This window comes from Bradyrhizobium erythrophlei, from assembly GCF_900129425.1.
GTDB classification, from domain to species: domain Bacteria; phylum Pseudomonadota; class Alphaproteobacteria; order Rhizobiales; family Xanthobacteraceae; genus Bradyrhizobium; species Bradyrhizobium erythrophlei_C.
In genome coordinates this window covers 8,295,172-8,309,040 of the sequence record NZ_LT670817.1, presented here as the reverse complement: position 1 = coordinate 8,309,040, position 13,869 = coordinate 8,295,172, and the positions used below count along the sequence as shown (strand labels likewise).

The window sequence follows — 13,869 nt, the reverse complement described above, 5'->3', positions numbered from 1 at the left end:
AATTGTTATCGTCATTCCGGGATGGTCCGAAGGACCAGACCTCAGATGTGCAATTGCACATCGGGGAATCCTTGGATTCCGGGTTCGATGCTTGCGCATCGCCCCGGAATGACATGGCAACACTCAGATCGCGCTCGCGGCGATATTGACCATCAGCGCGACCAGCGCGGTATTGTAGACGAAAGAGATGATGCCGTGTGCGGTGGCCGTGCGGCGGATGCTCTTGGCGGTGATGCCGACGTCGGAAACCTGCGCGGTCATGCCGATCACGAACGAGAAATAGACAAAATCCCAGTAGTCCGCGTGTTCCTGCGTGTCGCCGCTCGGAAACTGCAAGCCGCCGGGCTTGGCGCCGCGGTAGTAATCATGGGCGTAGTGCAGCGCGAAGGTGGTGTGTACGGTGGCCCAGGACAGCGCGATCGTCACGGTCGCCAGCGTCAGCTCCGGGACGCTGCGCTGCGATGCGCCGAGTTCGAACACGATCGCGGCGATTGAGGCAAACGCGCCGAGCGCGGTCACCAGCAGGATCAGAAAGCGGCCATCGTCCTGCAGCACGGCGTTGCGCTTGATATGCGCAAGTCCGCAGTGCGACATCATGATGTAGGCCAGCGCCAGATACACCGCGGTAAAGACATCCCAGCCGACCAGTATGCGTGTCACCGGCCGCAGCGAGGCAGGCAGCAGAACGAATGCCGCTATGCCGATCAGAATCGAAAAGAAGGTGCGTGGCCACGCGTAGACCACACGGACCGGCCCGGGCATCTTCCGAAAACGAACGAGAACGGGATCGTCGGCTTGCTTGACTGTCATCGCCGCCTTCAATTCTTGCGCTCGGCGACGAATCGCGCGGCGGCGCGCAGCACGTCGCCCTTGGCGCCGAAGATCGACAACGCGGCATCGGCGCGCGCCAGCAAATCGCGCACGCGCTGCTTGGCGCCCGCGACGCCGAGCTGGGTGACGAAAGTGGTCTTGCCCAGCGCGGCGTCCTGGCCGGTCTGCTTGCCGAGCGCGGCGGCGTCGCCTTCGACGTCGAGCAGGTCGTCGGCGATCTGAAAGGCTTCGCCGAGCGCGCGGCCATAGTCGTCGAGCGCCTGGTATTCCCTCGGCGAGGACTGGCCGAGGATCGCGCCGGCGATACAGCCGAAGCGCAGCAGCGCCCCGGTCTTCATCTGCTGCAGCCGCGCGACATCGACCGGTTCGCGGTCGCCGAATCGGCCTTCGCCGGCAAGGTCGAGCATCTGGCCGCCGACCATGCCGCCGATTCCCGATGCACGCGCCAGCGCGCGCGTCAGCAGCAGCCGCACCGTCGGGTCCTTGTGGATCTCGTCGCGGGTGATGATGTCGAAAGCGAGCGTCAGCAGCCCGTCGCCGGCCAGGATCGCAGTGGCGTCGTCGGTCTTCTTGTGAAGCGTGGGCCGGCCGCGGCGCAGATCGCTGTTGTCCATCGCCGGCAGGTCGTCATGAACAAGCGAATAGCAGTGGATGCATTCGAGCGCGGCGCCGGCCAGCAGCGCGGCCTCGCGCGCGACACCGAACACGGCCGCGCTCTCGACCACCAGAAACGGCCGCAGCCGTTTTCCCCCGCCGAGGCTCGAATAGCGCATCGCCTCGATCAGCCGTTTCGGCCGTGCGATCTCGTCGGGCAAAAGCTCATCTGACAAAAGTTTGCCCAGCAGGGCTTCGGTGTCCTCCGCGGTCTGGTCCAGTCGTTTCGTAAAGTCCGATAGTGCCGTGCCGGTCGTCATCAAAAACAGCTCCCAATCGAGTTGGCGGGACAATCGTTGATGGCACCGGCTTCGTCAATTCCGCCGCCCAGGTCCGCGGTGCCCTAAAACCGCTGGAAAACGCCAGAACTATCAGGGAGATATCATCGATACCGGCCATTATCCGGCCACGGCCGCCGCGCATGGCATTTTCCGGTCAAGTGGAATCGGTTGGCCGGAGAAAATGCTCTATCATAGTAACTCGCGCGTATTCTGTTCGCAAAACCGGCACTTTTGCGGAATACGCGCAGAAACAGAACGGTGATTTTGCGCGTCGCCCGAAATTTACTGCTGATCCTGCTGGTCGTGTTGGCGCTGCCTTATCTGGTGGCGCCGCTTTACCGCGCCGGGCATCCGGTCTCGACGCTGATGGCCTGGCGCTGGCTGACCGGGGCGCCGATGTCGCGGCAATGGATCGATTTCGGCGCGATCTCGCCGTCACTGCCGCGCTCGGTGGTCGCCGCCGAAGATGCGAAATTCTGCAGCCATCACGGCATCGACTGGGACGCGCTGCGCGACGTGATCGACGACGCCGAGGACGGCGAAGTGACGCGCGGCGGCTCGACCATCACCCAGCAGGTGGCGAAAAACCTGTTCCTGTGGCCGGGCCGCAGCGTGGTCCGCAAGGCGCTGGAGTTTCCGCTGGCGCTGTGGATCGACTTCGTGCTGCCGAAGCAGCGCATCCTGGAGATCTATCTCAATATCGCCGAGCTCGGTCCGTCCGGCCAGTTCGGCGCGCAGGCTGGCTCCGCCTATGCCTTCGGCCGTCCGGCCTCGGCGCTTGGGCCGCGCGAAGCCGCCCTGCTGGCGGCGATCCTGCCCAACCCGGTCAAGCGCAGCGCCCGTAATCCCGGCCCCGGGGTGCGCCGCCTGGCCGGCACCTATACGGCGCGGGCGCAGGCCGCGGAGTTGCAGCGATGCTGGCGCGAAAATCGGGCCTTTTGAACCGATTTTGAGCCATTTTGGCTGCAAACCACGCTAGCTTTGCGCTGTTCCATCCTCTATAAGCGCGGCCTTATCGGCATTTCAGCTCGCGCCAAAAACGCTTCAGCCGTCCTCCCCGGACGATGCCTCCGACAACACCCCTAGAGGACACCAACATGGCCGTTCCCAGAAGAAAAACATCGCCCTCGCGGCGTGGCATGCGCCGCTCGGCGGATGCGCTGAAGAAACCGACCTACGCCGAGGACAAGGACTCCGGCGAATTGCGCCGTCCGCATCATCTCGATTTGAAGACCGGGATGTACAAGGGCCGCCAGGTTCTGAAGGCCAAGAAGGAATCCTGATCCACGCGAAAGGCGGGCAAGCCGACGGCCGGCCTGCCTGAATTCGGCCAACGGGTGAGGTAAGACGGGTTCCTGGGACGGGCCGAAGCGTTTCGCCCGGGAACGCCCTGGTTCTCTTGCTTGAGAAGGAAGGCCCCGGATGTCCATGGTCGGTTTTCCGCTGCTTCTGATTCCGCTCGCGGTCTACAACATCATCGTCTTCCTGATGCCCAGCGTGTCGCTCGCCGAGCCGGTGCTGAAGCTGACGCTGATGTCCGGCGCCGAGTGGCCGGTGAACCTGAACGATATGCTGCTGGCGCTCGGCATTTTCCTGCTGCTGCTGGAAGTCATCAAGGGCGCCCGTCCCGGCGCGAAATTCCTCACCGATCACCTGCTGTCGCTGGTCGTGTTCGGCGCCGCCGCGGCCGAGTTTTTGCTGTGGCCGCGGTTCGGCACCTCGACCTATTGCCTGCTGGCGATGCTTGCGCTGGTGGATTTTCTGTCCGGCATCGCGTTGCGTGCGCGGCGCGGAACGCAAGTTGTGGCGGTCCCGGCGGTCTCCAGGCGGGGCGCGAGACAGCCTGCCGCGGCGGCTGCACCCGAACCTCAATTCGATCCGCCACCTGCGCCGGCGGTGCCGCCGGCGGCTTCCGTCGCCGAATCCGTGCCGCTCGACCAGTCGCCGCCGAAAGTTGTGCCACCCGCCGTCACGCCGAGTGAAGCATCACCGGAAGTCTCCTCGCCGGAACTGCAGCCGCACAACGCCTCGCCGCCGCCAGAGCCGCCGCCGCGCTAACTCAGATGATTTGCCGGGTGCGGAAGCCCGCGACTTGAGCCGCGCCTTGGGCCGTGTGCTGGTTCGCGCGGTAAGCGGTCTGCGCATCGGCAGCCATCGCCCGCCGCAAGGAGCGGGTTTGCGGCACCTGCTCGGCGGTTGCGATCAGATGGGTGACAAAAGTCGAGTTGGGCCGGGACAGCTCGATGGGCATCGACCATTGCGTGGAGGCGACCACCGGCACCAGCGCGACGCAGGCGGGCTCGGCGTCTGAAAAGACGCCATCCTCGATTGTCGGTTCTGGTCGATCGCTGCCTAACATCGCAAATCAAAATCCGGCTGAATTGTCACATTTTGGGACGCTGCGCCCGCTTCCGATTCCATTCTCGCAAGGCCTATGCCGTTCTGTCCGGTTCGTTCCTGGCCGTCGCGCAACGTGGTTTGCGGAATATTTATCAACTTTGCCTAGGGTCGATGCCGAAACAAGCAGTATCCTAGACCGGGAATCACCGGCAGTGTCCCGAAACGAGGCGATTTTGATACCCACCCTACCGCAAGCTTCGACCATCCTGGCTTCCCTCGGCCAGGCGGCCTTCGTATGGGATATCGCAACCGATACGATCGGCTGGAGCGATCACGTCAGCGCGGTTTTTCCGGATGTTCCGCCAACGGCGCTTGTGAGCGGCGCGGAGTTTTCGAAACTGATCGAGCCGGTGCGCTCGATCCGGTCGGAGGCGCTGGGGCATTCGCCGCCGGCGCAGGGTAGCGACGGGGTGCCCTACCGGATCGAATATGGCGTGCGGACCTCGACCTCCGCCCCGGTGCTCTGGATCGAGGAAACCGGCCGCTGGTTCGCCGGCGCCGATGGCAAGCCGGCGCGCGTCCAGGGCATTGTCCGCGTCAACAACGAGCTCCACGCCCGCGACGAGCAACTCGTGAAGCTATCGCGGCACGACCCGCTGACCGGCGAACTCAATCGCACCCATCTCGTCGCAGCGCTGGCCGAGGCGATCGAGGAAACCACCCGCTTCCGCTCATCCTGCGCCTTCATGCTGATCGGTATCGATCACCTGGCACGCATCAACGACGCCTTCGGCTTTGATGTGGCGGACGCCGTGATTTCCGAGGTCGCCCGGCGCATTCGTGCCCGGCTGCGTGCCGGCGACGTGCTCGGCCGGTTCTCCGGCAACAAATTCGGGCTGATCCTGAGGAACTGCACCGTCGACGACATCAATGTCGCCGCCGAGCGGTTTCTGGCCGGCGTTCGCGACGACGTGGTGCCGACCAAATCCGGCCCGGTCTCGGTCACCGCATCGATCGGCGCGGTCAGCGTGCCGCGCTACGCGCGCAGCGCCGACGAGGCGATCAACCGCGCCCATGAAACGCTCGATGCGGCCAAGCGCCGCCGCGCCGGGTCGTTCTCGCTGTGGCGTCCGAATGTCGAGCGCGACGCCCAGCGCCGCGTCAATATCCGCGTCACCGACGAGATCGTCACCGCGCTCAACGAGCGCCGCATCGTGATGGCGTTCGAGCCGGTGGTGGAGGCGCACTCGCGCCGCGCTTCGTTCTACGAGTGCCTGATCCGCATGGAACAGGACGATGGGCAGGTCCTGCTGGCGCCGGACATCGTGCCCGTCGCCGAAAAGCTCGGCCTGATCCGGCTGGTCGATCACCGCGTGCTCGAACTGGTGGTGGCCGAACTCGCGGCGTCGCCGAATGTGCAGCTCAGCCTCAACATCTCGCCGGACACCACGATGGATCCGGACTGGTGGGCCTCGATCGAATCGCTGATGCGGGCGCACCCCGGCGTCGCCGAGCGGCTGATCGTCGAAATCACCGAGACGGTCGCGATCCAGGATATCGACGATTTGCGCGGCTTCGTCACCCGGCTGAAGAATTTTGGAAGCCGGATCGCGATCGACGATTTCGGCGCCGGTTACACCTCGTTCCGGAACTTGCGCAAGCTCGGCGTCGACATCGTCAAGATCGACGGCGCCTTCGTGCAGAACGTCGCACGCTCGGCCGACGATCGCGCCTTCGTGCAGACGCTGATCGATCTGGCCCGCCGGCTGCAAATCAAGACCGTCGCCGAATGGGTTCAGGACGAGGAATCAGCGGTGATGCTGCGCGACTGGGGCTGCGATTATATCCAGGGCCGCCTGATCGGGCTTGCGTCCTCGCAACGGCCCTGGGATTCGCGGGGCGAAGCGGTGTTGCCGGCGGCGTGTTAGAAAATCTCTGCGCGTCGAAATATAAAGCGTCGTCCCGGCCTTGAGCCGGGACCCATGCGCCGTGTCCTATCGGATGGACAATGGTGTGAGAGACCTTATGCCACGATTGATGCCGGTGGCTATGGGTCCGTGCTTTCGCAGGGACGACAGAAAATCACTCTTCCTTTTTCGGCTCTTTCGACATCCGCTCGAGGCGCTCCTGCATTTCCTTCATCTGACGGCGAAGATCGTCGATGTTGCTATTTTCCGCGGCCGGCTCCGGTGTCTTTTCCGGCTCGGTTGTAACCGCCGTTCCGCCGCGCGGCGGCACGAACGGCTTGAACATCGAGAATGTCTGCTGAAACAATTCCATGTTGCGGCGAACGTGTTCTTCCAGCGGCGCGAACGGCGTGCCGCTGAATGTGTTGGTCAACTGCTTGCGGAATTTTTCCTGCTCGCGTGTCAGCGTGTCGATCGACTGTTCGAGATATTTCGGCACCACCATCTGCATACTGTCGCCGTAGAATCGGATCAGCTGGCGCAGGAAGGTGGTCGGCAGCAGATTCTGGCCGGCCTTGTTTTCCTGTTCGAAGATGATCTGCGCCAGTACGGAGCGGGTAATGTCGTCGCCGGTCTTGGCGTCGTAGACGAGAAAATCCTCGCCGTCCTTCACCATCGCCGCGAGGTCCTCGAGCGTCACATAGGTGCTGGTACCGGTATTATAGAGCCGTCGGTTCGCGTATTTCTTGATCGTGGTGGGTTGGTCTGTTTTCGCCATGGGCTCACACATGCACCGAGGAGGACAAGGAACCCGACGGCATCGCCGAAGGGCGTAGAGCAACGCATCGCAACAAAGTAAGCATTTTCAACGCCGTTCCGCCACCGTTTTGTGCGGACGGTTAATTCCAAGGCATGGAGGCTGTTCGGGAATGTGCCGGGAGGATCGTTTTGAATGCGCCGCGGCGTAATTTCGGCCGCCGGCCGGTTGACATGCCCCAACTCCGTTAACAGGATATAGAGTGAGAGACTGGCCCGCCATCCGGCCGCCCGCCGTCCAAGACCCTCAAGCCCAGGAGATGTCCATGTCAGACGATGTCGTCATCGTCAGCGCCGCCCGCACCCCGGTCGGCAGTTTCAACGGCGCGTTCGCCACCATGCCGGCCCATGATCTCGGCGCCATCGCCATCAAGGCAGCCCTTGAGCGCGCGGGCATCGAGCCAGCCCGCGTTTCTGAGGTCATCATGGGTCAGATCCTGACCGCGGCACAGGGCCAGAACCCGGCCCGTCAGGCCTCGATCGCCGCCGGCATCCCGGTCGAAAGCCCGGCCTGGGGCGTCAATCAATTGTGCGGCTCGGGCCTGCGTACGGTGGCGCTGGGCTATCAGGCGCTGCTCAACGGCGATTCCGAAATCGTCGTCGCCGGCGGCCAGGAATCCATGAGCATGGCCCCGCACGCCCAGTATCTGCGCGGCGGCGTGAAGATGGGTCCGGTCGAACTCGTCGACACCATGATCAAGGACGGCTTGTGGGATGCCTTCAACGGCTACCACATGGGCAACACCGCCGAGAATGTCGCCAAGCAATATCAGATCACCCGCGCCCACCAGGACGAGTTCGCCGTGGCCTCGCAGAACAAGGCCGAGGCGGCCCAGAAGGCCGGCAAGTTCAAGGACGAGATCGTTCCGGTCACCATCAAGTCGCGCAAGGGCGACATTATCGTGGATGCGGACGAATACCCCCGTCACGGCGCGACGCTGGAAGCGATGGCCAAGCTCAAGCCGGCATTCGAGAAGGACGGCACCGTGACGGCCGGCAGCGCCTCCGGCATCAACGACGGCGCAGCCGCGGTGGTGCTGATGACCGCCAGGCAGGCGGCCAAGGAAGGCAGGACCGTGCTGGGACGCATCGTGTCCTGGGGCCAGGCCGGCGTCGATCCGAAGATCATGGGCACCGGGCCGATCCCGGCTTCGCGCGCCGCGCTGAAGAAGGCGGGCTGGAAGATCGGCGATCTCGACCTGATCGAGGCCAACGAGGCGTTCGCGGCGCAGGCCTGCGCGGTCAACAAGGATCTCGGCTGGGATACCTCCAGGGTCAACGTCAACGGCGGCGCAATCGCCATCGGCCACCCCGTCGGCGCCTCCGGTGCCCGTGTGCTGGTGACGCTGCTGCATGAAATGCAGAAGCGCGACGCCAAGAAGGGCCTTGCCACGCTGTGCATTGGCGGCGGCATGGGCATCGCCATGTGCATTGCACGCGACTAATCCTGCGGCGTTTCGTGATGAAAAGATCATCTCGCAACTGCATCGGTAAAGCTTAAGATGAAACGCCCGGCCTCGTGCCGGGCGTTTTGTTCTTGATGTTCGTCAAACGGCCCGCTTAATTCAAAGCTAAAAATAAAAACCGTGATTCAAAAATACCAAGGGAAGGATACAACATGGCACGTGTTGCAGTGGTAACGGGAGGAACGCGGGGCATCGGGGCTGCAATCAGCAAGGCGCTGAAAGCCGCCGGCTACAAGGTCGCGGCGACCTATGCAGGCAATGACGCGGCGGCGGAGAAGTTCAAGGCCGACACCGGCATTCCCGTCTATAAATGGGATGTCAGTTCGTTCGAGGCCTGCATCGCGGGCATCAAGCAGGTGGAGGCCGACCTCGGTCCGGTCGAGGTACTCGTCAACAATGCCGGCATCACCAAGGATGGCGCGTTCCACAAGATGACGCTCGATCAGTGGAACGCGGTGATCAATACCAATCTCGGTTCGCTGTTCAACGTGACGCGCCAGGTGATCGAGGGCATGCGCGCCCGAAAATTCGGCCGCATCATCAACATCTCCTCGGTCAACGGCCAGAAGGGCCAGTTCGGCCAGGTCAATTACTCGGCGGCAAAGGCCGGCGATATCGGCTTTACCAAGGCGCTGGCGCTGGAGAATGCCAAGGCTGGCGTTACGGTGAACGTGATCTGCCCCGGCTATATCAACACCGAGATGGTGCAGGCGGTGCCGAAGGAGGTGCTGGAGAAAAGCATCCTGCCGCTGATTCCGACCGGCCGCCTCGGCGAGCCGGAGGAGATCGCGCGCAGCGTGGTATTCCTCGCCGCCGACGATGCCGGTTTCATCACGGGATCGACGCTGACCGTCAATGGCGGGCAGTATCACGCATGATCTGATCTTGTCATTCCGGGCACGCGTTGACGCGTGAACCCGGAATCCAAGGATTCCCCGATGTGCAATTGCATATCTGTGGCTCGCGCTGACGCGCGCCCCGGAATGACGGGGTTGCCTTAGCTCGCAGGCGCCCAGCCCGTCGGCGCCAATTCGAATGCCGCAAAGTCGAATCCCGGTGCCACGGTGCATCCGACCAGCGTCCAGTCGCCGGTCGATTCGGCGGCCTGCCACGCCTGTGCCGGCACGACCGCCTGCGGCACTTCGCCGGCGGCGAGATCGGGGCCGAGCCTGACGCTGCGCTGGTCCCCGTCATTGGCAATTTGCAGGGTCAGCGCGCTGCCGGCGTAGTAGTGCCAGATCTCCACCGCATCGATGCGATGCCAGTGCGAGCGCTCGCCGCGCGCCAGCAGGAAATAGATCGCGGTCGACAACGCGCGTCCGTTGGCGTCGAGGCGCGTATCGCGAAACGTCTCGCGATAGTGCCCGCCTTCGGGGTGCGGCTTCAATGCAAGCCGGGCGATGATGTCGGCGGCGGAAGGCAGCCTGCCCATCAGGATTTGCCCATCAGGACTTGTTCTTGCGTTCGCGCAATTCGCCGAACACTTCCGCCGCGCTCCTGCCTTTCATCCGCACGCTGGCCGCGACCGACGGCTCGTCGGCGCGCAGGAACACATTGGCTTTCTTCTCCTCGCCAAGCAGCGTCGGAATTGTCGGTCTGTTGTCGGCGCGCAAGCGTTTCACTTCCTCGGCGCGCGCTTTCAGCGCGGCATTGTCCGGTTCGATCGTGAGCGCGAATTTGACGTTGGCGGCGGTGTATTCATGCCCGCAATAGAGTTTGAAATCGTCGGGCAGGGCGCGCAGCTTCAACAGCGACTCCCACATCATCGGATAGTTGCCCTCGAACACCCGTCCGCAGCCGATCGAGAACAGCGTGTCGGCGGCGAACAATGCCTTGTCGTTGTCGAATACATAGCTGATGTGGTCGAGGGTATGGCCCGGGGTTTCCAGCACCCGCGCCAGCAGGCCTCCGACCTTGACGATATCGCCCTGGCCGACGCGCAGGTCGACATTGGCGATGGCAGCGGATTTGTCATGGGGCGCGACCACGCGACACCCGTATTTCCGCTTCAGTTCGGCGACGCCGCCGACATGGTCGCCATGATGATGGGTGACCAGAATATCCGTCAGCGTCCAGCCCTCGCGCTCCAGCGCCTTGATGACCGGGGCGGCTTCCGGCGCGTCGACCGCGGCGGTCGCCTTGGTCGCGGGGTCGTGGATCAGGTAACCGAAATTGTCGGTGAGGCAGGGGAACAGGCGGATTTCGGCAGCCATGATATCTCCGTGAGGGTGAGGCCAGAACGCTGGCACAGCCATATCCGGGCATGAGATATGGCGTTAACAGCCATTGGGCAATGCGATATTCGGCACGCCCATGAGCCCGGCGACGTGTTAGATTATTGCCATGACCATCGATGTCATCGATCTCCGCGATTTCTATTCGCAGCGCCTCGGCATCGTGGCGCGGCGGCTGATCAATCGCGGCATTCATGCGCGCTGGCCGAACGCCGGGGGGCAGCGGGTGCTCGGCCTCGGCTATCCGACGCCCTATCTCGGCCTGTTCCGCGAGGACTCCGAGCGCTGCATCGCCTTCATGCCGGCGGCGCAGGGGGTGCTGAAATGGCCGACCGCGCGGCCGACCCTGGCAACACTGGTCGATGAATTTTCACTGCCGCTGCCGGATGCCGCGGTCGATCGTATTTTGCTGGTTCATGCGCTGGAAATGTCCGACGATCCGGAAGGGCTGTTGCGCGAGGTGTGGCGGGTGCTGGCGCCGTCCGGCCGGGTGATGGCGATTATTCCGAACCGGCGCGGGGTATGGACGCGCACCGACAACACGCCGTTCGGTCACGGCCGGCCGTATTCGCGCTCGCAGATCACGCAATTGCTGCGGCAGACCTGGTTCACGCCGACGGCGTGGGGCGAGGCGCTGTTCATGCCGCCGGTCGGCGGCGGCTGGTTCCTGCGCTCCGCCATGGCGTGGGAGCGCGTCGGCGCCGCGCTGTCGCTGCCGTTCGCCGGCGTTCATATCGTGGAAGCCACCAAGCAGGTCTACCGCGCGATCCCGGCGCACCGCGAACGCACGCGGCTGATTCCGGCGCTGGAGCCGGCGCTGGTGCCGTCTTCGCTGCAGCGGGACGACGTGCCGCTGCAGCGGTAGAAAATCGACACACTATTTGTGGCGCCATTTGTGGCGCCCGAATTTCTTACCCTCCCCTGGAGGGCCCCTTCAAGGGAGGGTGGAGAGAAGCGCTTACGACGAACGAAAGATAGTCGTCTTACTCATTGCCCGGATTGAAATCGTCGCCGGGTGTCGCCGGCGCGGCGGCGCCTTCGGGGCGCGGGCCGTGGGGCCGGCGCCGACGGCGCGGGAAGCGCTCGCCGCCGCCTTCGAAGGCGCCGGGGCCGCCATTGATCTGCGGCTGCGGTCCGGTGATGAAGGAGGGCAGGCGATCGACGCTGACATTGTCGGGAATCACCGGCTGCGGTTGCGGCTGCGGCGGTTGAAACTGAGGCTGCGGACGGTGCTCGCGATGTTCCCGCGGCGGATGCTGCTCGCGCGGCTGGTAGGGTTGCCCCTCGCGCTGGTGATCGCGCGGATTGTTGTCGCGGGGCACGAACGGCTGCGGCTGCGCCGGAACGAAGCCGGGCTCCTGGCCGAAATTCGAGAAGCTCTCGCTCTCGTCGTCGCCGTCCTCCGAGGGCATTTCGTTCTCGGTGCGCGGCTGCGGCTGGTTCTGGCGGAACTGCTCCTGGGCGGCGGCGATCAGGCGGAAATAATGCTCGGCGTGCTGATAGTAATTCTCGGCGGCGACCGGATCGCCGGAAGAGCGCGCATCGCGCGCGAGCTGCACATATTTTTCCGCAACGTGAGATGCGGTGCCGCGAATCTTGATATCGGGACCGTTGGATTCGAACACCCGCGTCATCGGGTTCTGACCGCGCCGGTTGTTATTGTTGTTGTTATTATTGTTGTTGTTCCGGTTTCGCATCCGCTTGTTGTTGTTCTGACCGTTTCTCATGTCTCGCCTTTATTCCAGCCCTGAAGTTACCAGTCTTGAGTGATGAGTAGCCTTGAGTGATTAGCAGCCTTATCGACTAGCCTTGGCAAATAGCCCTTGGCAATTGGCCCTGGCAATTAGCCCTGGATTGTCGCTGTCATAGTCCGCCTTGCCCGATCCGGCACGCGTCACGCGCACCGAATCGCGGTGCCGTTCGATTCCACACAGATTTTGCCGTACGTCGCGGTCAACAAAGACGCGCTCCCCAACAGTCCAGCGGACGGCGCTGGCTGCCTCAAATCATCCCGCCTGCCAAAACAAGCACAGGTTTTTCGCGTGAGTTTTCAGGCGCAATATCAGGCTTTCGTTCGCTTTGCGATCGGAAGCAGCGCAGCTCTCTCAGCCATCGCGCTCAACTCGACCTGCGTTTTGGAACCTTTCACTCGGGGCGGGCTCTCGCTTTGAGAACTCTGGCCTTCACCCATAATATCCCTAAGGGGTATCTAAGGGGCCAGCAACCCTGGACCGATGTTGTGGGCGGAACGTAGTCGCTCCCGAGGAATATTCCAAGTGGTTTTTTTGCATTCCAATCAGGCTTTATAGGGGCAGTTTCCGGCCCGCGACCGCCCGGCGAACCCCGGCCAGATCGGCTTTCACAGGCCAATCGAGCGTTAGCCCTGTCGCCGTCATCAAACCCTGAATCTGGCCGCTTTGGCCCTGGCCCGCTTCCACAACCAGAGTGCCGCCCGGCGCCAACAGCGCCGCGGCCTGGGGAATGATGGCGCGATAGGCGTCAAGTCCGTCCGGGCCGCCGTCGAGCGCAAGCAGCGGATCGTGATCGCGGACCTCGGTGGAGAGTTCGGCGATGTCGGCGGAGCGGATATAGGGCGGGTTCGATACGATCAGATCGAATGGACCCGACAGCGCCGCCGCATAATCGCAGGCGATGAACGCGGCGCGACCGGCCAGTCCCAGACAGGCGGCATTGCTGCTCGCGGTCCGCAGCGCCGCCACGCTGATGTCGGTACCGAACCCGTACGCGTCCGGCAATTCGGACAACAGCGCCAATAAAATCGCGCCCGAGCCGGTGCCGAGATCTGCGATGCGCAGCTGGTGATGGAGAGGGAGTCCGGCGCACACCATTTCCAGCGCCAGTTCGACCACGGTTTCAGTGTCGGGCCGCGGCACCAGCGTCGCGGCCGAAAGTTTCAGCGGCAGGCCCCAGAATTCCTTGACGCCGAGAATGCGCGCGACCGGCTCGCCGCCAAGGCGGCGCTGCGCGAATTCCTCGATACGTTTGGATTCATCCGCCGTGAGAAGCCGGCTCGCCGCCGCGATCACGCCGGTGAGATCGAGACCGAGCGCCGCGCCGATCAGAATCCGGGCGTCGAGTTCGGCAGACTCGATGGCGCCGGATTTGAATCGTGCCGCGAGCGTGCGGCGCGCGGTATCGACGCTTTGTCCGGTCATGCGTCGTCCCCGCGAAAGCGGGGACCCATACGCCGCGGCCCCACGATATGGGTGGTGGGTATTGATACCTTTCGCAATAGCGACCGAGGGTAGCTATGGGTCTCTGCCTTCGCAGGGACGACACCGATATTGTTGCGGCGTCTTGGGCTTCGCAGGGACGACGA

The 13,869-nt window shown here is 63.6% G+C and carries 15 protein-coding genes; 7 read left to right on the top strand and 8 right to left on the bottom strand.

Translation table 11 applies throughout. The features are described 5' to 3' along the window. Window positions 1–123 precede the first annotated feature (123 nt). Together B5527_RS39520 and B5527_RS39515 are read right to left on the bottom strand one after the other, a co-directional pair. Window positions 124–810 (bottom strand): DUF1345 domain-containing protein, encoded by a 687-nt coding sequence (locus B5527_RS39520; RefSeq protein WP_079607857.1) that lies wholly within the window; start codon window positions 808–810, stop codon window positions 124–126. Between the two features lie 8 nt (window positions 811–818). Further along, on the bottom strand, window positions 819–1,745 hold the full coding sequence (locus tag B5527_RS39515) for a polyprenyl synthetase family protein (RefSeq protein WP_079607856.1): 927 nt from the start codon (window positions 1,743–1,745) through the stop codon (window positions 819–821). 285 nt (window positions 1,746–2,030) lie between these two features. On the opposite strand from B5527_RS39515, the gene mtgA reads away from it, so the two are divergent. The 3 genes from mtgA to B5527_RS39500 all read left to right on the top strand — a co-directional run bounded on the left by mtgA (window position 2,031) and on the right by B5527_RS39500 (window position 3,824). Further along, on the top strand, window positions 2,031–2,708 hold the full coding sequence (gene mtgA, locus B5527_RS39510; RefSeq protein WP_079607855.1) for a monofunctional biosynthetic peptidoglycan transglycosylase: 678 nt from the start codon (window positions 2,031–2,033) through the stop codon (window positions 2,706–2,708). 155 nt (window positions 2,709–2,863) lie between these two features. Further along, the gene (gene rpmF / locus B5527_RS39505; protein ID WP_027540899.1) at window positions 2,864–3,049 is read left to right on the top strand and encodes a 50S ribosomal protein L32; all 186 of its coding nucleotides are present in this window, start codon (window positions 2,864–2,866) and stop codon (window positions 3,047–3,049) included. 145 nt (window positions 3,050–3,194) lie between these two features. After that, window positions 3,195–3,824 (top strand): hypothetical protein, encoded by a 630-nt coding sequence (locus B5527_RS39500; RefSeq protein ID WP_079607854.1) that lies wholly within the window; start codon window positions 3,195–3,197, stop codon window positions 3,822–3,824. A gap of 1 nt (window position 3,825) precedes the next feature. On the opposite strand, the gene B5527_RS39495 is transcribed toward B5527_RS39500, so the two are convergent. Beyond that, entirely contained in the window at window positions 3,826–4,125 is a 300-nt protein-coding gene (locus B5527_RS39495) for a hypothetical protein (protein ID WP_079606317.1), read from the bottom strand. A gap of 214 nt (window positions 4,126–4,339) precedes the next feature. Here B5527_RS39495 and B5527_RS39490 point away from each other — a divergent pair, with 214 nt between their 5' ends. Continuing rightward, on the top strand, window positions 4,340–6,034 hold the full coding sequence (locus B5527_RS39490) for a bifunctional diguanylate cyclase/phosphodiesterase (RefSeq protein WP_079607853.1): 1,695 nt from the start codon (window positions 4,340–4,342) through the stop codon (window positions 6,032–6,034). 154 nt (window positions 6,035–6,188) lie between these two features. On the opposite strand, the gene phaR is transcribed toward B5527_RS39490, so the two are convergent. Beyond that, entirely contained in the window at window positions 6,189–6,791 is a 603-nt protein-coding gene (gene phaR / locus B5527_RS39485; RefSeq protein WP_079606316.1) for a polyhydroxyalkanoate synthesis repressor PhaR, read from the bottom strand. A 304-nt stretch (window positions 6,792–7,095) separates the two neighbouring features. On the opposite strand from phaR, the gene B5527_RS39480 reads away from it, so the two are divergent. Beyond that, entirely contained in the window at window positions 7,096–8,274 is a 1,179-nt protein-coding gene (locus tag B5527_RS39480) for an acetyl-CoA C-acetyltransferase (RefSeq protein WP_079607852.1), read from the top strand. Window positions 8,275–8,447: 173 nt separating this feature from the next. Next, the gene (phbB, locus tag B5527_RS39475; RefSeq protein ID WP_079606315.1) at window positions 8,448–9,173 is read left to right on the top strand and encodes an acetoacetyl-CoA reductase; all 726 of its coding nucleotides are present in this window, start codon (window positions 8,448–8,450) and stop codon (window positions 9,171–9,173) included. Window positions 9,174–9,292: 119 nt separating this feature from the next. Here the strand turns inward: phbB and B5527_RS39470 are convergent, their stop codons facing one another. Both B5527_RS39470 and gloB read right to left on the bottom strand, forming a co-directional pair. Further along, entirely contained in the window at window positions 9,293–9,718 is a 426-nt protein-coding gene (locus tag B5527_RS39470) for a cupin domain-containing protein (protein WP_079607851.1), read from the bottom strand. Between the two features lie 22 nt (window positions 9,719–9,740). Next, entirely contained in the window at window positions 9,741–10,508 is a 768-nt protein-coding gene (gene gloB, locus B5527_RS39465; RefSeq protein WP_079606314.1) for a hydroxyacylglutathione hydrolase, read from the bottom strand. 130 nt (window positions 10,509–10,638) lie between these two features. On the opposite strand from gloB, the gene B5527_RS39460 reads away from it, so the two are divergent. Further along, window positions 10,639–11,394, top strand: a complete 756-nt coding sequence (locus B5527_RS39460) for a methyltransferase domain-containing protein (RefSeq protein ID WP_172842805.1) — start codon at window positions 10,639–10,641, stop codon at window positions 11,392–11,394. 118 nt (window positions 11,395–11,512) lie between these two features. Here the strand turns inward: B5527_RS39460 and B5527_RS39455 are convergent, their stop codons facing one another. Continuing rightward, window positions 11,513–12,256, bottom strand: a complete 744-nt coding sequence (locus B5527_RS39455) for a DUF4167 domain-containing protein (RefSeq protein WP_079606313.1) — start codon at window positions 12,254–12,256, stop codon at window positions 11,513–11,515. A gap of 576 nt (window positions 12,257–12,832) precedes the next feature. After that, window positions 12,833–13,705 (bottom strand): peptide chain release factor N(5)-glutamine methyltransferase, encoded by an 873-nt coding sequence (gene prmC / locus B5527_RS39445; protein ID WP_079606311.1) that lies wholly within the window; start codon window positions 13,703–13,705, stop codon window positions 12,833–12,835. Between the last annotated feature and the right edge of the window lie 164 nt (window positions 13,706–13,869).